The organism is Sphingobacterium faecium (assembly GCF_003054045.1).
In the GTDB taxonomy this organism is placed as follows: Bacteria; Bacteroidota; Bacteroidia; order Sphingobacteriales; family Sphingobacteriaceae; genus Sphingobacterium; species Sphingobacterium faecium.
The window spans coordinates 68516-86978 of sequence record NZ_QBKH01000010.1; the positions used below are offsets into that span (position 1 = coordinate 68516).

Annotated in this window: 19 protein-coding genes; 10 read left to right on the plus strand and 9 right to left on the minus strand. The window is 34.7% G+C overall.

The window, feature by feature from the left end; all coding sequences use genetic code 11:
* Positions 1 to 28: 28 nt before the first annotated feature.
* The 6 genes from tatC (at position 29) to C8N37_RS21130 (ending at position 7264) form a co-directional block, all read left to right on the plus strand.
* Positions 29 to 898 carry a twin-arginine translocase subunit TatC gene (gene tatC, locus C8N37_RS21105; RefSeq protein WP_108160780.1) on the plus strand — a complete coding sequence of 290 codons (870 nt, stop codon included), beginning with the start codon at positions 29 to 31 and terminating at the stop codon, positions 896 to 898.
* The gene (gene rpiB, locus C8N37_RS21110) at positions 898 to 1344 is read left to right on the plus strand and encodes a ribose 5-phosphate isomerase B (protein WP_108160781.1); all 447 of its coding nucleotides are present in this window, start codon (positions 898 to 900) and stop codon (positions 1342 to 1344) included. Before tatC ends, rpiB begins: the two co-directional genes overlap by 1 nt.
* An 86-nt stretch (positions 1345 to 1430) precedes the next feature.
* A complete protein-coding gene (locus tag C8N37_RS21115) occupies positions 1431 to 3005 on the plus strand; it encodes a M28 family peptidase (protein WP_108160782.1) in 1575 nt (524 codons plus the stop codon).
* A gap of 333 nt (positions 3006 to 3338) precedes the next feature.
* Complete coding sequence (locus C8N37_RS21120; RefSeq protein ID WP_108160783.1) at positions 3339 to 6026, plus strand: peptidase associated domain and porin domain-containing protein; 2688 nt, start codon at positions 3339 to 3341, stop codon at positions 6024 to 6026.
* A 46-nt stretch (positions 6027 to 6072) separates the two neighbouring features.
* Complete coding sequence (locus C8N37_RS21125; protein WP_108160784.1) at positions 6073 to 6969, plus strand: DnaJ C-terminal domain-containing protein; 897 nt, start codon at positions 6073 to 6075, stop codon at positions 6967 to 6969.
* 4 nt (positions 6970 to 6973) lie between these two features.
* Entirely contained in the window at positions 6974 to 7264 is a 291-nt protein-coding gene (locus C8N37_RS21130; protein WP_108160785.1) for a chaperone modulator CbpM, read from the plus strand.
* Between the two features lie 23 nt (positions 7265 to 7287).
* On the opposite strand, the gene C8N37_RS21135 is transcribed toward C8N37_RS21130, so the two are convergent.
* The 5 genes from C8N37_RS21135 to C8N37_RS21155 all read right to left on the minus strand — a co-directional run bounded on the left by C8N37_RS21135 (position 7288) and on the right by C8N37_RS21155 (position 11727).
* A complete protein-coding gene (locus tag C8N37_RS21135) occupies positions 7288 to 8178 on the minus strand; it encodes a hypothetical protein (RefSeq protein WP_108160786.1) in 891 nt (296 codons plus the stop codon).
* Between the two features lie 41 nt (positions 8179 to 8219).
* The gene (locus tag C8N37_RS21140) at positions 8220 to 9887 is read right to left on the minus strand and encodes a TonB family protein (protein WP_108160787.1); all 1668 of its coding nucleotides are present in this window, start codon (positions 9885 to 9887) and stop codon (positions 8220 to 8222) included.
* A gap of 27 nt (positions 9888 to 9914) precedes the next feature.
* Entirely contained in the window at positions 9915 to 10289 is a 375-nt protein-coding gene (locus C8N37_RS21145; protein WP_108160788.1) for a BlaI/MecI/CopY family transcriptional regulator, read from the minus strand.
* Between the two features lie 327 nt (positions 10290 to 10616).
* On the minus strand, positions 10617 to 11021 hold the full coding sequence (gene arfB, locus C8N37_RS21150; RefSeq protein ID WP_108160789.1) for an alternative ribosome rescue aminoacyl-tRNA hydrolase ArfB: 405 nt from the start codon (positions 11019 to 11021) through the stop codon (positions 10617 to 10619).
* Positions 11011 to 11727, minus strand: coding sequence for a DUF1003 domain-containing protein (locus tag C8N37_RS21155; protein WP_108160790.1), 717 nt, complete (start codon positions 11725 to 11727; stop codon positions 11011 to 11013). Before C8N37_RS21155 ends, arfB begins: the two co-directional genes overlap by 11 nt.
* Positions 11728 to 11885: 158 nt before the next feature.
* On the opposite strand from C8N37_RS21155, the gene bshA reads away from it, so the two are divergent.
* The 4 genes from bshA (at position 11886) to C8N37_RS21175 (ending at position 15513) form a co-directional block, all read left to right on the plus strand.
* A complete protein-coding gene (gene bshA / locus C8N37_RS21160) occupies positions 11886 to 13022 on the plus strand; it encodes an N-acetyl-alpha-D-glucosaminyl L-malate synthase BshA (protein ID WP_108160791.1) in 1137 nt (378 codons plus the stop codon).
* A 77-nt stretch (positions 13023 to 13099) separates the two neighbouring features.
* Positions 13100 to 13804, plus strand: a complete 705-nt coding sequence (gene pyrH, locus C8N37_RS21165; RefSeq protein ID WP_021189335.1) for a UMP kinase — start codon at positions 13100 to 13102, stop codon at positions 13802 to 13804.
* A gap of 31 nt (positions 13805 to 13835) precedes the next feature.
* Positions 13836 to 14399 (plus strand): ribosome recycling factor, encoded by a 564-nt coding sequence (gene frr / locus C8N37_RS21170; protein WP_045753624.1) that lies wholly within the window; start codon positions 13836 to 13838, stop codon positions 14397 to 14399.
* Positions 14400 to 14529: 130 nt separating this feature from the next.
* Positions 14530 to 15513 (plus strand): sugar phosphate isomerase/epimerase family protein, encoded by a 984-nt coding sequence (locus C8N37_RS21175; RefSeq protein ID WP_108160792.1) that lies wholly within the window; start codon positions 14530 to 14532, stop codon positions 15511 to 15513.
* Positions 15514 to 15563: 50 nt separating this feature from the next.
* Here the strand turns inward: C8N37_RS21175 and purE are convergent, their stop codons facing one another.
* Genes purE through C8N37_RS21195 form a run of 4 tightly spaced genes read right to left on the minus strand, consistent with a single transcriptional unit; the run spans position 15564 to position 18260 of the window.
* On the minus strand, positions 15564 to 16073 hold the full coding sequence (gene purE / locus C8N37_RS21180; RefSeq protein ID WP_108160793.1) for a 5-(carboxyamino)imidazole ribonucleotide mutase: 510 nt from the start codon (positions 16071 to 16073) through the stop codon (positions 15564 to 15566).
* Between the two features lie 5 nt (positions 16074 to 16078).
* Positions 16079 to 17221, minus strand: a complete 1143-nt coding sequence (locus tag C8N37_RS21185) for a 5-(carboxyamino)imidazole ribonucleotide synthase (RefSeq protein ID WP_108160794.1) — start codon at positions 17219 to 17221, stop codon at positions 16079 to 16081.
* Positions 17222 to 17247: 26 nt separating this feature from the next.
* Positions 17248 to 17751 carry an NADH-quinone oxidoreductase subunit B gene (locus tag C8N37_RS21190; protein ID WP_108160795.1) on the minus strand — a complete coding sequence of 168 codons (504 nt, stop codon included), beginning with the start codon at positions 17749 to 17751 and terminating at the stop codon, positions 17248 to 17250.
* Positions 17748 to 18260, minus strand: coding sequence for an NADH-quinone oxidoreductase subunit A (locus C8N37_RS21195; protein WP_244914497.1), 513 nt, complete (start codon positions 18258 to 18260; stop codon positions 17748 to 17750). Before C8N37_RS21195 ends, C8N37_RS21190 begins: the two co-directional genes overlap by 4 nt.
* Between the last annotated feature and the right edge of the window lie 203 nt (positions 18261 to 18463).

Sequence of the window (18463 nt, forward strand, 5' to 3'; positions counted from 1 at the left end):
ATGGTATTTTTGTTTACAAACAATTTTTATGAGTACTACAGAACGGAAAAGCCTAGTCGAATCTATAAAAGATAAAGGAAAAAATTTAGAAGCAGAAATGTCATTCTTTGATCATCTCGAAGTGTTGAGATGGCATTTGGTTCGTTCGGTGATTGCAATTTGTATTTTCGCAGGTTTATCTTTCACTTTCTATGATTTCGTTTTCAACGAAATCATCATGGGACCAAAGAAGTTGGATTTCTGGACATACAGAATGATGTGTATTGTTGGCAATAAGTTTAACATTGATGGATTCTGTGTAGAACACATTCCTTTCAATATTATTAACACGGAGTTAGCTGGACAGTTTATGTTGCAAATTAACTCTTGTTTGCTCATGTCTTTATTATTAGGATTTCCCTATATTTTGTTTGAAATCTGGCTTTTTATTAAACCTGCACTTACAGATATAGAACGAAGATCGGCTCGTGGTTTTGTCTTTTATGCAACCTTATTGTTTGTATTAGGGGTACTATTTGGCTACTACGTTGTCGTTCCTTTATCGGTCAATTTCTTAGCTAATATTTCGTTAAGTATTGAAATTACCAATCAGATTACCATTGACTCTTACCTGTCAACAATAGCAACTCTATCATTAGGTTGTGGTCTTGTGTTCTTATTACCGATATTGATCTTTATTCTATCAAAATTAGGTATTATGACTCCAGAGTTTATGCGCGCTAGTAGAAGATACGCAACAGTAATTATTCTGGTTGTTGCAGCGATCATCACGCCTACTGCTGATGTCATCACGATGTTGACCGTAGCTACCCCGATGTTTCTTCTATATGAAATCAGTATCTTAGTATCGGCTAAGGTGAAAAAACAAAAATTAGCACAAGAAAAAAATAATATATAATGAGTACTTTAAAAACAATTGCAATAGGAAGTGATCATGCAGGTTTTGAATACAAAACAGCTATCGTAGCATTATTAAAAGAATTAGGCTACGAGGTGAAAGATTTCGGACCCTACAACAGCGATTCGGTTGATTATCCAGATTACGCTCACCCTGTAGCAAATGAAGTTGAGAATCAAAAAGCAGAACTAGGTGTATTGATTTGCGGTAGTGCAAATGGTGTAGCTATTACTGCAAACAAACATCAGGGAATTCGTGCATCTATTGCTTGGTTGGAAGAAATTGCCGCTTTAGCACGTCAACATAATGACGCAAATGTGGTCTGTATACCGGCTCGATTTATTGATCTAGAACTTGCAAAATCTATTGTAAAAACATTCGTTACAACGGAATTTGAGGGTGGTAGACATGCAACTCGCGTTAATAAAATTGCCTGTGGTTGTTAATTTAACATAATTTAATAAGCGGAGAAAGGGTTTATATATACTTTTTCTCCGTTTTTTTTGTTCTATTTGTTCTAAATGAAAAAACAATGAAAAAATTATTCAGCTTAATTTGCCTTATTTCTTCTATTTATAGTTGCGCAGTGGCCCAAAATCCAGCTGCAAAGTATGCTAATTTGATTACTGAAGAATCGTCTAAAAAGCATCTTACGATCTTAGCATCGGTAGATTTTGAGGGTCGTGGCACAGGTCAGAAGGGTGGAAGATTGGCGACTGAGTATATTGCAAATGAATTTAAGAAATTAGGATTAAATGCACCGGTCGATGGTAAGTATTTTCAACCTGTGAGTTTACTAAAAAATAGTTATCAAGTTAAAAATTTCAAAATTGATGGTCGTCCTTTTGTGAATGGACAGGACCTATTGGCATTAGGTAACAACGAATTGAAATCAATCGACGATAGAGAAATTATTTTCATTGGTTATGGAATCGATGATCCTAAATATTCGGATATCAAAGGACTTGACCTAAAAGATAAGGTCGTGCTCCTACTTAATGACAAAGAGCCTGTCGATGAACAGGGAAAATCGATCATTACTGGAACATCCAAACTATCAGAATGGTCTACAGTCCGCAATAAAAAAATCAGAGAGATATTGAAACATAAGCCTAAATTAGTATTGGCCTATACGGAGGATCTCGGCACATGGTTAGAAAATGCAGGTGATCGAGCTACAGAAGGCCGTTTCAATTTAGCTCAGGATCAAGCTGCTCCTGAAACGAATCCAATGCCAATCGTAGTCAATATTACAGACCATGTAGCAAATTATATTCTGAATCAAGGAAAAACTAGTCTTGCAAATATCACTACCAAAATTAATCGCACTCAGAAACCACAATCTTTTGCTATCAAAGCAGTTATTAATACACAATTGGGTATCGTTACAGAACAATTCACAGATCCTAATGTATTGGGGCTTCTTGAGGGGTCAGACCTGAAAGATGAAATCATTGTGATCGGTGGACATTATGATCATGATGGTAAGAGTGCAAATGGTACAATTTTCCCAGGAGCAGATGACAATGCATCTGGTACAACTGCAGTTTTGGAATTGGCGAGAGCTTTTAGCCAAGCGAAAGCTGAAGGTAATGGACCTCGAAGAAGTATACTATTTATCACTTATGCAGCTGAAGAAAAGGGATTATTAGGTTCTAAATATTATACTGAAAATCCTATTTTCCCACTGAGTAATACGGTTACCTGTATCAATATTGATATGATCGGTCGTATTGATAATAAACATTTAAATGGGAATCACAACTATATACATGCTATTGGAGCAGATAAATTAAGTTCAGAATTGGCTGCTATCAATAAAGAAGCGAATGCTAAATCTAGCCAACTTGAACTGGACTTAATGTATGATGACCCTAAAGATCCTATGCGATTATATTATCGCTCGGATCATTATAATTTCGCAAAGAAAGGTATTCCTTCTATTTTTTACTTCTCTGGTTTACATCCTCATTATCACACTCCGGATGATACAGTAGATAAAATTGATTTCCCTATTATGGTTAAAAGAGAGAAGTTTATTTTTCAAACCGCATGGGATGTAGCAAATCGAGATATAAAACCTGCGGTAGATAGTAAAAAGGAATAATGTTAAAAATACGATAAGTTGAAAGTGGCTCCCCAGGAGGCCACTTTTTTTATGCCTGATATTATTTATGCACTATACTACCTTGTAGACATGAATGTATCAATCTTCACTACTAATTAACAAACCTTAAGCGAATTATTTGAATAATTGTATTTTGAAGATATAATCAATAAACCTTTCCATGTCATCCTTTCTTTCAAAGCTATTATGCCCAACTAATATCCGAATCAAAAATATCGACAACTTGTTAAAAGTAAGTTAATTGATAACCATTATATAAAAAATTAATTACCTTAGAGCGCAATAAACCAACCTTTATCCTAAAGATCAATTATGAAGCTATATTTATTAGCCTTGCTTTGCTTATGTTTCAATGATGCCTTTTCTCAACATTCTGGAGGTTTGAGTGGTACTGTTGTTGATCAACAAAATAAACCACTTGAAAAGGCTACAGTTTCTATCCTGATGCAACAGGATTCAGCTGTACTCTCCTACTCCTTGACCAATGAGAAAGGGGAATTCAACTTAGTTAAACTTCCGACAAATAAAAAATTGATTTTATACATCTCTCATGTAAACAGCAATAACCATCATCAAGATATTTTATTGGGTGCTGAAGAAAAAAAACAATTGGATACAATCAAACTTGGTGGGAAGCTTTTGGATGAAGTGGTTATTTCAATTGCCCCCCCTGTTCGAATGAATAAAGATACTCTTGAATATAATACTGATTTTTTTAAAACAAGACCTAATGCGAATGCTGAAGAACTTTTAAAACAGCTGCCTGGATTACAAATCAATATGGATGGTACTATTTATTATCAAGGTAAAGAAGTCTCACAGGTAAAAGTAAATGGAAAAGATTTTTTCGCGAGTGATCTACGCATAGCGACTCGTAACCTAGATGCTTCTCTTATTAAGACGGTACAAGTATATCGTGATAAAGGAGAATCAAAAAAAATAGTGGAGGATGAAGAAAAATTGCCGATAACGATCAATCTAAAATTTAAAAAGGATTTTCTTAAAGCAAGTTTCGGTAAATTATATGGCAGCGCCGGAACAAGAGATCGCTATGAAGCTGGTGGATTGTTCAATACTTTTAGGGATACCCTACAGCTGAGTTTTATCGGTTTCGGCAATAATATCAATCGCGAAAGTTTTGACTATAATGAACTTAATCAACATGGTGGGTTGGGTAGATCCGAAAATTATGGTTTTAACGATTTTGGTGGACGAAATTACAACGGTAAAGCAAATGATATGGCAGTAGGATTTAACCTGAATAATGATTGGGGCAAAAAAAGCAAACTGAATGTGATGTACATGTTGAAATATAAAAAAGAAGAAGGGCAAAATACCGGAACTCAAACTGCACTATTTGACAATGTAGAACAATTTAATGAAAATGAATATAATACATATAGCAATTCATTGTCACACAATATCAACACTCTTTTTAGACATAGGATAGACACTACAGCTTATTTTGAGTTTACCCCTAAGATTTCGCTCAAAAATAATGATGGAAATAGTGATAGTTGGATGCGAACTTATACAAAAAACAAAGCGCTAAACAATAGCATCAATAACAACAATACGAATCGATCTAATATTAATTATGATCATGGGTTTTATATTGAAAAACAGTTACATAAAAACCATATCATTTCAATAAGGAATAACATCAATATTAGTAATGATAAAGAAGAAGAAAAAGGAAATCAATGGACTCAAATTTTTCAAAATCCAAATCCTCGCTCTAGTTTATTTGAAAACAAAATCAAAAAAGAAAAATCAACCGGTACCAATACTTTTCTTGGATACAATAATAAAAGCATTGAAAAATTAAATTTTGATTTTTATATTTCGTTTAATACCTCTGAGAATGGTCCACAACAAAATGTATTCTATGATCGGGATAGTACAGGTACCATACATGGTGAACAGTTTGAGAACAGTTATCGGTTTAAATCGGAAGAATATGTATCAGGTATTAAATTCTTTTGGAAACCCTTAAAAAAAATAACCGTAAATTTTGGTACTGCTTACGCGATTAAAGACAATCACTTTAATTTATTTAAAATTAATGAACGGAGATCAACGTCCAATGGGTATTGGCTTCCCAATATTAATATTAGATTTCAGGATTTTGATCTATCTTGGTCAAAAGATCTAGAGTCACCAGCGACATCTAGGACACAGACTGTAATAGATACATTAAATCCGCTAATGACCCGATTACCTTCTTTTTTTTACGAAAATATTCTAAGGCAAAATGCGAGGTTCTCCTTTAATAAATATGCGCAAAAATACCAAGTAGGCATTCATATCAATGTAAATTATAAAGATAAAAGTGAAGGCTATAAAAGCTGGCGGGAAGTATCTAATGGGCATTATACAATCCAATCTTTTCAAGCTGGGTCGACCAGTAATCAAAGCCTATATCTATATGGCAGATATAATTTTAAATCAGGAAATGATTGGGTATTTTATATTTCCCAAAATAGTAGTTTATATACCTATCAGCAATACGCATCTATCAATAATGTGGACAATAAATTAACAAATCTGGGTATAAATCTAAATCAAGAATTTTCTATTAATTGGAAAAATCTAATCGGTTTTACGCCTAAATACACCTATAATTGGAGCAAATCTATGAACTCTGTTAAAAACAATCCAGATTTTATAGAAAGTGCATACAAAACACATCAGATCGGAGCAGGTTTAAATATAAATCCTATAAAAGGATTTTCTCTAGAAACTTCTTACTCTTTGGAAAATAGAGCGAGTGGTTTAAATGAACGAGAAAATTATCATATCTTAAATTCATCTTTTTATTATACACTAAAAAATAATTCTCAAATTAAACTAACGGGTTTTGACATCCTAAATCAGAATAGACAAAACTATTGGGGGATTAATGGAAATACAACCTATTTTCAAAATACGGTTACGCTGAGACAATACTTTTTATTGGGATATATTTATAAATTTAAAGTAACGAAATTGAAAAATTAAACAAACAGGCTTCTAAATTGTTGAAACTGTAGCAAATATATTAAATATGGCATTTGTAGATTACTATCAAGTACTTGGTATAGACAAAACCGCATCTACTGATGATGTGAAAAAGGCTTATCGAAAATTAGCGCGAAAATATCATCCTGATCTGAATCCAAACGATGAGGCTGCTAAACAAAAATTTCAGGAAATCAATGAAGCCAACGAGGTGCTTTCAGATAGTGAAAAGCGTAAAAAGTATGATCAATATGGAGAAAACTGGCAACGTGGTGAAGAGTATGAGAAAGCACAGCAACAGTACCGTCAATCGGGAGGTAATGCCTATGGCGGATCGCAAAGTTATTCAGGTAATTTTGACGATGGACAATTTTCTGATTTCTTTGAACAAATGTTTGGTAGCAGAGCTGGTGGTGGAAGAAGAAATAATTTCCGTGGTCAAGACCTGAATGCAGACTTAGAGTTGACACAACAACAAGCATACACCACGCATGCACAGACTTTTACCATTAATGGAAAAAACATCCGCATCACCATCCAAGCAGGTGTGGAAGATGGACAAAAAATAAAACTAAAAGGTCTTGGAAGTGAAGGTCTCAATGGCGGTCCTAAAGGCGACCTCTACATCACTTTTCACATTGCTCCCGATCCGAAGTTCAAGAGACAGGGAAATGACCTGTACACGTCTTTAGATATTGATTTATACACCGCTATTTTGGGAGGCGAAGCTATTCTGGATACTTATGGAGGTAAAGTAAAACTTAAAATACAGCCCGAAACACAAAATAATACTAAAGTAAGATTGAAAGGAAAAGGTTTTCCTATTTATAAGAAAGAAGGCGAATTTGGTGATTTATACGTCAGTATGAACATCCTTATCCCGAACAATTTAACAGACAAAGAAAAGGAACTATTCCAACAATTAGCTGATCTAAAAAAATAATCTCATGGAAAGGACCCTAATTAAATTATCTGATTACTGTCTTTCAAGGAAAGCTGAAATCACTTTTATTGATACCTTAAATGAATATGGTCTTCTGCACATTATTATTGAACAAGAAGAAAAATACATTGAAGAAGATCAACTTAAAGATTTGGAAAGATTTTCGAACTGGTATTATGATTTAGATGTGAATCCTGCTGGTATAGAAGTTGCCCATCATCTGATTCAAAAAGTAGAGGAGCTTCAAAATGAATTGTATCGATTAAAAAATCAACTTAAATCTTGGGATTCATAATTCCAAGATTTAAATTGTATTGGTCAATGCTTATCAGGGTCTGAATGATCATTTTTAACAACGATTTCCTTTCGCCAAATAACACGATGCTGCAGATCTGTTAGTTCTAATTGATAGATTCCTTTACAGACAACAAAAGAACCATATGATTGTCCTGGCTGTAGAAGTCTATAAATGATTAGTTTCTTTGTGCCATCGCCATTTTGGAAAAAGCCTTTCATCAATGTGTAATTTTCTCGTTGAATAAAATCAGCTGGGATTTTATAATCAAAATGCCCCCTACTACTATCATCAGGACAAAGAATCTCCGTGCGGCTAGGTGTAAAAATATAATGCTGCCTATACATGGAAGCATTTGAAATCGCAAGATCTTCTATTTGATCGAAATGATGGTCAAATTGCTCTGGAATTATGTAGATCAAACTTACGTATTCTTCTTTTCCTAATTCCTGCTTAAAGGGAATTATAGCATGATAGATAACTTGATTATTATATGTTGTTGTTTGATAATAATACATTCCCTCATCCGTCTTTTTTATTGAAAATCCATCTCTGGAAACTAATGCTTTTGTATTTTTAAAACGTTCGCTAGTTTTATTATTGATTAAGCTGATCAACCTAAATGCGGTATCACCTCTACTTTTTCCATTAAATAAAACACTATAGTGTGTAGCGTGGTAGCCAAGTTTGCTCATGATCTGCTTATCACCTTTCGAAAGATGAGCGGTCTGCAATCCAATTTTTGTGTTATTATCATAATTTAAGAAATGATTCCCCACATATACAGACATATTGCGGTCAACATTAACAAAGTATTCATCCCCCTCGACTATAAACCCTTTGGGCGTAAACTGATAGGATGATCGGCATGAAATCAAGACGATCACTGTAAATAATATAACAAGAATTTTCATGATATGTCAAAAATAAAGCTCCCTGGAAGGAGCCTTTAAGTTTATTGAATGATTGTATTTAATCGGATGGGCAATGTGTAAGCAACGCGCACAGTATGTCCGTTTTGAACACCAGGTCTCCATTTTTCAGGATAATTTTTAATGACATCAACTGCCGCCTGACCGGTTCCATACTTTAAATCCTTTTTAATTTCTACGTTGGAAAGGCTTCCATCCTTTTCAACAATAAAACTAACCTCTACTACACCGTTTATTCCGTTTTTCAATGCTTCGGCAGGATAGCTGTAATGAGCACCAATATATTTCATGAATTCTCCCATTCCCTGAGGGGGATTAGGTTTTACTTCAACAGCAGTAAATATGGTATTTGGTCCTGGGTTACTATCTTCTTGAACTGTTGATGAACTCTGCAAAACGATTTCCTGATTGCTACCATCTGATACTTGATCTTTAGTTACTTTAGGCGCAGGAAATTTGACATGATCGATTTTAATTGGAAGTGTAAATGCAACGCGTACAGGCTTTCCATTGTGAATTCCTGCTTTCCATTTTTTTCCATTTTTAACAACTGCTTCAGCTGCTAGAGCAGATCCAAATCCTAAGTCATTTTTTGCTTTAACATGGGCTACGCGACCATCTTTTTCAACAGTAAATCCTACTGAAATTGTACCTGTTATATGGTTATCGGTCATTTCTTTTGTATACTTGAAATTCTGACCAATGTATTTCATGTAAGCCTGCATACCTCCAACTGGCTGAGGTAAGACTTCAGGTCTAGCATAAATTTTATCCTCTTGTTCTAATTCTGGTATTTCAATAAGTGAACTTACGGCCTGTGACACTACTGGTAATTTTACATCTATGACTTTAATAAGTTCGGTCTTAGCATCGACTGTATTGTTTAAAACAAGTCCTGCAAAACCAATTATACCAGCAATTGGAACCATCAAAGTATATTTCCATTGATTGGATTTTTTTGATCTATTTTGAAATAACATCATAATTCTCTTTTTTAAAATGGACTCACTGGCAAACTCATGTGATAAGATATGAGTGGGCACGCGAAGTGCATTTGCGATTAATAATTCTGCATAAGATGTCTTATCTGCTGCAGCACAAAGTTGATCAGCAATACATTCATGCTGAAATTTCAATTCTTTGATATAAAAAAAGAGTACAGGATTGAACCAGTTAAAAATTCGGACGATCTCTATTAATAAAATATCATAGGAATGACCTTGCTGAACATGAACCAACTCATGACGATAAATGATGGTATTGTGCTTAGCTTCCTGACCGATATAAATAAAACTTAGAAAAGAAAATGATGTGTTTCCCTCTGATTGATTAAAGCGCTGATAAAGTCTTATTAATCGAATCAAAAAATACAGAACTGCAAGTGATATGGAAAACCAATATATGAGCTCAAAATTCCAGTTTAATTGCCAAAAATGATGCTGATGAACAATTTCGATTTCAGGAATACTCAATTCGGCCAATTCTAGCGAGATAGCAGGCATTAACTTAGTTTGATAAGCTAGATTGGATAAATCTATAAACCGTATCGCTGGTAAAGTAAAAGACAATACTACTGCACTCAATAAATAAACTCTATTTCCCTGAAAAAAAGTAAGTTTGCGCAAAAATATATGGTAAATGATATAGAATGCAATTAAACTTAAATTTGCTAAAATAAGGTAAGCGATCATAATATGGGATTTAATTGTTGAAAAACACTACATTTTCTTTTGCTTTGCAATCATCTCCAGTAACTCATTGACTTCACCAAGGTTTAACTTATTTTCTTCCAAAAAATAAGATAACATACTCGTGGCCGAGTTATCAAAATAATTATGCAATAGTTTCCCTGTAATTAGTTTTTTATATTCTTCTTTTGTAATCTTTGGGATATAACGATGACTTTTCCCAAAAGATTCGTGCTCCAGAAAACCCTTGGTTTCCAAAATGCGCACTATTGTCGAAACAGTATTATAAGCTGGCTTGGGTTCTGGTAAACGATCGATCACTTCTTTAACAAAGGCTCCATTCATTTCCCATAGCTCATGCATAATTTGCTCTTCAGCTTTTGTAAGTTCTTTAATTTCGTTCATAACTCTATTTATTAAAAAGGCACGTCTGCCAATAATCGATTATATAACAAGTATAAAACTAAAAACTTAGTTATCAAACTAAAAACTTAGTTACATATTATAATTTACTAATAATGAGAACAATAAAATTAATATAGATATATAATTGTAATAAATAATGGAATAAAGTATCCAGTTTATGGTTTGGCTAGATAACATATTTGAATCGAAATGTCAAATAATAATTCTAATCTATTATTTAACATCTCGATCCTTGAGTATCCTTCTTTAATTGTAAATGCTGTCGAGCGACTATTTAGAAATTAATGATTGGAAACCTTTATCTATTTAATCCCCACTCCATCGGCGATTATTTTTCTTTTCGGCTTGTTTCGCTTTTCGATCCAGTCGATCAAGAACTTTACGATATGGTATTTTCGTTTTCTTGCGTGCCTTAGTCGGTGTCAATGCTGTTTGGATAATATGAAAAAAGCGCTCTATAGCTAATTCTTTGTTTTTTAATTGTGAGCGATCGGTATCACACTCCAATTGGAATACAGACTCTTTATTAATTCGATTACTTAAAACACTGCTTATTAGAGTTTTTTCATCTTCATTTAGGCACATACTTTCCGAAATATGCCATTGTAACAGCACTTTAGAGGATACTTTATTAACATGTTGCCCGCCTGCTCCTCCTGAACGTGCAAATTTAAAGGTTAATTCTTTTAATAATAATTCCCTATTTATCATGTGTATTTCTTTCCAATTTATCTATTTTTTCAATGAGATCTTTGACAATATCCAGTTGAAACTGTTGCATTTCTATCAACTCTTGTTCTTTATGAATCAACAAATGATCTATTTTTTCATGTAAAGTACGAATTTCTAATTCAGCCTTAAGATTGATCATATAATCATTTTGTGCTCGTTTTCTATCTTTATCTTCTTGCCTGTTTTGACTCATCATAATAACTGGAGCTTGTAGCGCCGCTATACATGATAATAAGAGGTTGAGCAATATAAATGGATACGGATCGAAACCTTTGTCACTCAACCAATAAATATTCAACAGAATCCAGCACATCAAAAATGCCAAAAATGACAATATAAAAGTCCAACTACCGCCAAAATTAGCAACTTTATCAGCTATTCTCTCTCCAAAAGATTCATTTATTTCTTCCTGATCGATCGAAGCGCTGAGGACTTGATTATTACTTAAACTTTCCACTACTAACTGATCAAGCTGTTTCAATTCTCCCAATTCATTTTTTAAAATAGTCGAAATATATTTTTCTTTATATCCATCCAATTCATTGGAAGAGATTAACGATTCTTTTGAAAACTCGGGAAAGTCTTCTTTAACAAGATCAAAAATTGAGTTTCTCAATGTTGATCCCAGCATTTTACTGCTGATAGGAAAAGTTTTTCCTGATATACTACTGACAAAAGTCTTCATAATAAGTTTACTAAATACGGTACAAGATAATTTTTTTCATTCAATAAAGCATCAATAACAGAGCAGCGGACTAAAATTGTGCTTCAAAAAATTATTGCATTCGTGTGATAGGCTGTTTTACAAAATAATCTTTAATTTGCAGTAAATAAAAAAGCATTATGAAAATTGGGATTGTATGTTATCCAACATTCGGCGGTAGTGGCGTCGTAGCGACAGAACTTGGAAAGGCTTTGGCTACGCATGGACATCAAGTTCATTTCATCACATACCGGCAACCTGCTCGCCTGGACTTTTTTTCGGAAAATCTATTTTATCATGAAGTCGCTGTTTCACAATACCCACTTTTTGATTTTTTACCTTACGAATCGGCATTAGCAAGTAAACTTGTTGATGTTGTGCGTTTTGAAAAACTGGATGTCATTCATGTCCATTATGCTATTCCACATGCTTCAGCGGCTTTTATGGCTAAACAAATCTTGTTAACTTATGGCATTAACATCCCTGTTGTTACGACATTACATGGTACTGATATTACGTTAGTAGGTAAAGATAAAAGTTTTAGTCCCGTGGTTACGTTTTCAATCAATCAATCGGATGGGGTGACAACAGTATCACAAAGTTTAAAAGATCAGACACTTACTTTTTTTGATATTCAAAGAGATATTCAAGTCATTCCAAATTTTATTGATCTGGAAAGATTCAGTATAAAAGATCGTTCTCATTTCAAAAGAGCTATTGCTCCAGGCAATGAACGCATTTTGATCCATACTTCAAATTTTAGAAAAGTAAAAAACACAGGTGATGTTATTCGGATTTTTCAAAAAGTAAATGAACATATTCCGAGCAAGCTGCTTATGGTAGGTGATGGTCCTGAACGGACTAATGCAGAGGAACTGTGTCGTGATCTTGGTGTCTGTCAAGATGTTCGCTTTTTAGGTAAGCAAGATGCTGTCGAGGAAATCTTATCGGTGTCGGATCTCTTTTTAATGCCTTCAAGTTCTGAAAGTTTTGGTCTTGCAGCTCTGGAAGCAATGGCATGTAAAGTTCCGGTTATTTCTACCAATACGGGTGGATTACCAGAGCTTAACGTAAATGGTGAAACAGGTTTTTTAAGTGATATCGGTGATGTCGATGAGATGGCAAAAAATGCGATCTATATCTTAGAAGACAATGATCGTTTAGAAAAATTTAAAGATGCAGCATTAGCACGTGCCAAAACATTTCAGCTCAGTAATATCATGCCACAATATGAAGATTATTATAGGGAAGTGATAGAAAAAGTTAAAAATTCCTAATAAATATGACTTTCGTCCTTATCGGATGAAAAAAAAATTTTATCTTTGGCCTTTGGAGAATTTCCAAAAAAACAATTATGAAATACAAACGTATCCTATTAAAACTTAGCGGCGAATCCTTAATGGGAGATCAAAGCTATGGCATTGACATCAAGAGAGTTGCACAATATGCAAAAGATATCAAAGAGTTACATACTCAAGGTTTAGAAATTGCTATTGTTATTGGTGGAGGTAATATCTATAGAGGTTTAAGTGCCGAACAATCAGGTATGGACCGCGTACAAGCGGATTATATGGGCATGCTAGCAACTGTCATCAATAGTATGGCACTGCAAGATGGTCTTGAAAAAGTAGGTTTAAAAACTCGTTTGTTGACAGCGATCAAGATGGAACAGATCTGCGAGCCTTTTATTCGTAGAAGAGCTGTGCGCCATTTGGAAAAGGGACGTATTGTCATCTTTGGAGCGGGAACAGGTAATCCATATTTTACAACAGATACTGCTGCTTCACTTCGTGCTATTGAAATTAATGCAGATGCAGTTTTAAAAGGTACACGTGTGGATGGTATTTATACCGCAGACCCAGAGAAAGATCCTTCTGCTACACGTTTTGATGAAATTTCATTTACAGAAGTTTATCAAAGAGGTTTAAACGTAATGGACATGACAGCTTTTACATTGTGTCAAGAAAATAACTTACCGATTATTGTGTTCGACATGAATAAGCCTGGTAACTTGTCAAAATTAGCAAACGGGGAACCTGTAGGTACAATCGTACGCTAATCATAAAAACAGAAAAAAACGATATTAAGATATGAATGAATTGATTTCACTTGAATTGGACGATTGTAAGGAGAGTATGTCCAAAGCTGTTTCTTTTACAGAATCAGAATTAACAAAAATTCGTGCCGGAAAAGCTTCGCCCGCTATGTTAGATGGTATTTCTGTAGATTACTACGGATCTCCAACTCCATTGTCTCAAGTTAGTAATATTAATACAACTGACGCACGTACAATTGTTATCCAACCATGGGAAAAACAATTGATCAATGCAATTGAAAAAGCCATTACTGATGCTAATCTTGGTGTAAATCCACAAAATGATGGTATTGTCATCCGTTTGGTAATTCCTGCTTTGACAGAAGAAAGAAGACGTGATCTTGTTAGAAAGGCAAAAGAAGAAACTGAAAAAGGTCGTGTTGTCGTTCGTAATATCCGTAAAGAGACAAATGAGTCTTTGAAAAAGTTGAAAAATGACGGAGCTTCTGAAGACGAGATCAAAGTTGGTGAAGCTGAAGTTCAGAAATTGACAGACTTATTTATTGCAAAAGTGGATAAATTAGCTGAATTAAAAGAAAAAGATATCATGACGGTATAATTTTCTTAAAAAATAAAACAAAAAATGGGGATGTAGAAGATACATTCCCATTTTTTGTTTATAATAATGGTTTTCTTTAAAATTAGTTGTAACTTAATCCTTAAACTAAACGACAAACAAATTAAACAGTATGAATAATTCACGCCGTCAATTTATCAAAAAAGCTGGTCTTGGACTTTCTGCAGCATATTTCCTACCACAATTGCTCTCATGTGAAAATAAAAAAATGGGTATTGATTCTCCTTTTACCAACCTAGGGGTCCAGCTTTATTCCATTCGTGATCTGATGGCTGCAAATCCAACGGATTCCTTACAACAGGTTGCAAAGATTGGCTATAAACACGTAGAGACATATGGAATAGATCCTGTTACAAAATCTTTTTGGGGTCTAGATTACAAGGCATTAAAAAAAGTCTTAGATGATAATGGATTAAAGTCGCACAGTGGCCATTACGACATGTCTAAGTACTTCAGTCGTAATCATCAGGATAAAGAGGATCTTAATATCTACTTTGATGCGGCAAAAGAACTAGGTCAAGAGTATGTCATAGCTCCAGTATCTCCAATGTTTGACATTTCTGCTTTGAAGAAAGATGATTATCTATACATAGCAGAGCAATTGAATAAGGCTGGTGAAGAGGCTAAAAAACATGGATTGAAAGTTGCCTTCCATAATCATTTTTGGGAATTTAGGGATTTAGGTAATGGCACCAGAGGTGAGGAAGTTCTACTAGCATTTACTGAGCCTGATTTGGTTGATTTTGAACTGGATTTATATTGGGCTGAAAAAGCGGGAATGAATCCAGTCAGTTTGTTTGAGAAATTCCCTAACCGATTCAAATTGTGGCATATCAAAGATATGGATAAAGGGTTTACTAAAACAATTGTCGGTCCTGAATTTGATAAATTAGACTTTGGTGCGATCTCAAAAGAAGTGAAATATACAGAGGTTGGTACTGGTCATATTGACTTCATCGCTATCGCTCAGGCGAAAGCAAAAGCAGGTTTAAAATATGCTTTTGTAGAACAAGATGACATTTATATACCTAACAAGTTTGAGAGTTTAAAAAAGAGCTACGATTACGTACAGGAGCATTTAGGAAAAATATCATAACAAAATAAAAAGGGGCTTAGCCCCTTTTTATTTTGTTATGATAACGACTATTAGAAGTTCATTTTTTCGACTTCTTCAGCTGTTTCAATTACTTTTTCTGCCAAATCAGCTTTAAAAGCAATGATATTTTTTTCAATTTGTTTATCTTGAGTCCCAAGGATCTGAGCGGCTAGAATACCTGCATTTTTAGCCGCATTTAAAGCAACTGTAGCGACAGGAATACCATTGGGCATCTGCAATATTGACAGGACCGAATCCCAGCCATCAATCGAATTGGATGACTTTACAGGAACTCCGATAACAGGTAAATGCGTAATGGAGGCTACCATACCTGGTAAATGGGCTGCGCCACCTGCTCCAGCAATAATAACCTTTAAACCTCTTTTTGACGCATCTTGTGCATAATCAAACATTCTCTGAGGAGTACGGTGGGCAGAAACAATAGTCACCTCAAAAGGTACTCCTAATGTCTTTAATACATCTACCGCATCTTGCATAACAGGTAAGTCTGATTTACTTCCCATAATAATTCCAACTAGGGCTTGGTTCACTGTTGACATATATTTTAAGCTTTTACTTTCAAAATTTCTTGTACTTTTCTGGCATTACTGATCGCTAATTCTCGATCGTCATTGATGATGCATACGTGTCCCATCTTTCGGAAAGGTTTTGTAAATTTCTTTCCATACAAATGTACATACACTCCCTCCATGGCTAAAATCTCTTCAACACCTTCGTATTTTGCTAAGCCCTCATAGCCTTCCTCTCCTAAAAGATTAATCATCACTGCATTGGAACGACAGCGGGTATCTCCTAGAGGTAAATTAAAGATCGCCCTTAGGTGTTGAGCAAATTGGGATACATAATTACCTTCAATCGTCTGATGTCCACTATTGTGTGTACGAGGGGCTAGTTCATTGACTAATATCTCCCCATCTTTTGTCAAGAACATTTCAACGGCTAATAATCCAACTATCTGTAGATCATTAGCAATCTTCTTAGCTAACTCTTCTGCTCGTTGCTGAATATCAAAACCATAAGTAGATGGTGCAATCAGAAATTCAACTAGATTAGCCTCTGGATTGAATTCCATCTCCACCATAGGAAAAGTCGCTACATCACCATTATCATTTCTTGCAACAATAACAGCAATTTCTTTCTCAAAATCTACCCATTCTTCTATTAAAGATGGTTCATCAAAAGCAGTTTCTAAATCCGCTAACGAATTAATTTTCTTTACTCCTTTACCGTCATAACCATCTTTGCGAAGCTTCTGAATATACGGTATACTTAAATTAGCATTAGTCAGATGTTCTTTAGTAGAAATCAGCTGAAATAATGAAGTCGGGATGTCATTTTGTTTAAAGAATTGTTTTTGTAACCCTTTATCTTGTATCAATCTGATGATACGTGATTGTGGATAAACGAGAACGCCCTCTTCTTCTAATTTTTCCAACGCATCCACATTGACCTTTTCAATCTCGATAGTAATCATATCAAGATCTTTTCCAAAATTGTATACGGTTTCAAAATCGCTCAAAGAGCCACACTCAAAACGATTGCATAATTTACGGCAAGGAGCATTCTTATCTGGATCAAGGATATGAACATTAACATTATAATTAATGGCCTCTTGAATCAACATTCGGCCCAATTGACCACCGCCAAGAACACCTAATTGCAAATCACCATAAAAATCTTTTCCCATGTCTATTTTTCTATATCTATTCTATTTTAAGCTTTCTGATTGAACAACTGCTCTCCCAGTAAACTTTCTTTTTCAATTTTCTTTTGTAATTCTAAAAAAGCACCAATCAATGCTTCGGGCCTAGGAGGACATCCTTGCACGTATACATCGACGGGTATAACGCGGTCAACACCTTTCACAACATGATAACCATGTTGCCAATAAGGTCCTCCACAATTTGAGCATGATCCCATGGAGATCACATATTTTGGCTCCGGCATCTGCTCATACAGCTTGCGAATACGATCTGCCATTTTGAACGTTACTGTACCCGCTATAATCATCACATCTGACTGCCTTGGAGAAGGTCGAGGAAATACACCTAAACGATCCAAATCATAATTTGCAGCCATGGCTCCCATCATCTCAATAGCGCAACAGGCTATTCCAAAACTGATTGGCCACATTGATGACAATCTTGCCCAATTGAGCAGGTCATCTAATTTGGCAACGATCACACCATTATTCTGTATTTGACTATCTAAACTCATGATGTTGCTCCTGGTTTTTTAAATCTGGGTTTAAAAGCTACTTTTGGTGACGTTGATACAGAATCAGTCTTTACTATACTCGTATCTTCGCGTAGATCTTCTCTATGATTTCGTAACTCATAAGTTGCTTGGTTCAACCTATCATAAGCTGCACTTGGAATATGCACATTCACTTGAGGTCGTTGATGAATTGGCTTTACCCACTCTAAGTCTCCCTTTACCCAAACAAAGATCAATCCTATGATCAGTATTCCGACAAATAATGCCATTTCAATCAATGTAAACCAACCCCATCTCCCATCGGCGGTGATATATTCAGCTTGTCCAAAGACAGTGGCCCAAGGGAAAATAAAAATTAGTTCTACATCAAAAAGTAAAAATATGAGTGCAATAACATAAAACCTAGGATTAAATTGAATCCAAGAAGAGCCTACAGCATCTTCACCACATTCATATGTACTCAATTTTTGGGGTGTAGGTTTTTTCACAGACAGTGTTCTTGCTGCCATAATGGTCATCGCAACTAAAAATATCCCTACCAAAATTATGATAAGTATCTTTCCGTATTCCGATAATTGCCCGGGGTCATCCATTGTGTTACAAAGTTAAAAAATAATTCTATTACAATTAGAACTAAGTCTAAAATACAAAAAATAAATACGAATGATGAAAGCATAAAACTATAATCTAATCTTTTTATCGTTTATACATC

Excerpts from the sequence above, each read along its gene's own strand:
- tatC (WP_108160780.1), top strand. The coding sequence starts at position 29 with ATGAGTACTACAGAACGGAAAAGCCTAGTCGAATCTATAAAAGATAAA.
- rpiB (WP_108160781.1), top strand. The coding sequence starts at position 898 with ATGAGTACTTTAAAAACAATTGCAATAGGAAGTGATCATGCAGGTTTT.
- C8N37_RS21115 (WP_108160782.1), top strand. The coding sequence starts at position 1,431 with ATGAAAAAATTATTCAGCTTAATTTGCCTTATTTCTTCTATTTATAGT.
- C8N37_RS21120 (WP_108160783.1), top strand. The coding sequence starts at position 3,339 with ATGAAGCTATATTTATTAGCCTTGCTTTGCTTATGTTTCAATGATGCC.
- C8N37_RS21125 (WP_108160784.1), top strand. The coding sequence starts at position 6,073 with ATGGCATTTGTAGATTACTATCAAGTACTTGGTATAGACAAAACCGCA.
- C8N37_RS21130 (WP_108160785.1), top strand. The coding sequence starts at position 6,974 with ATGGAAAGGACCCTAATTAAATTATCTGATTACTGTCTTTCAAGGAAA.
- C8N37_RS21135 (WP_108160786.1), bottom strand. The coding sequence starts at position 8,178 with ATGAAAATTCTTGTTATATTATTTACAGTGATCGTCTTGATTTCATGC.
- C8N37_RS21140 (WP_108160787.1), bottom strand. The coding sequence starts at position 9,887 with ATGATCGCTTACCTTATTTTAGCAAATTTAAGTTTAATTGCATTCTAT.
- C8N37_RS21145 (WP_108160788.1), bottom strand. The coding sequence starts at position 10,289 with ATGAACGAAATTAAAGAACTTACAAAAGCTGAAGAGCAAATTATGCAT.
- arfB (WP_108160789.1), bottom strand. The coding sequence starts at position 11,021 with ATGATAAATAGGGAATTATTATTAAAAGAATTAACCTTTAAATTTGCA.
- C8N37_RS21155 (WP_108160790.1), bottom strand. The coding sequence starts at position 11,727 with ATGAAGACTTTTGTCAGTAGTATATCAGGAAAAACTTTTCCTATCAGC.
- bshA (WP_108160791.1), top strand. The coding sequence starts at position 11,886 with ATGAAAATTGGGATTGTATGTTATCCAACATTCGGCGGTAGTGGCGTC.
- pyrH (WP_021189335.1), top strand. The coding sequence starts at position 13,100 with ATGAAATACAAACGTATCCTATTAAAACTTAGCGGCGAATCCTTAATG.
- frr (WP_045753624.1), top strand. The coding sequence starts at position 13,836 with ATGAATGAATTGATTTCACTTGAATTGGACGATTGTAAGGAGAGTATG.
- C8N37_RS21175 (WP_108160792.1), top strand. The coding sequence starts at position 14,530 with ATGAATAATTCACGCCGTCAATTTATCAAAAAAGCTGGTCTTGGACTT.
- purE (WP_108160793.1), bottom strand. The coding sequence starts at position 16,073 with ATGTCAACAGTGAACCAAGCCCTAGTTGGAATTATTATGGGAAGTAAA.
- C8N37_RS21185 (WP_108160794.1), bottom strand. The coding sequence starts at position 17,221 with ATGGGAAAAGATTTTTATGGTGATTTGCAATTAGGTGTTCTTGGCGGT.
- C8N37_RS21190 (WP_108160795.1), bottom strand. The coding sequence starts at position 17,751 with ATGAGTTTAGATAGTCAAATACAGAATAATGGTGTGATCGTTGCCAAA.
- C8N37_RS21195 (WP_244914497.1), bottom strand. The coding sequence starts at position 18,260 with ATGGCAGCAAGAACACTGTCTGTGAAAAAACCTACACCCCAAAAATTG.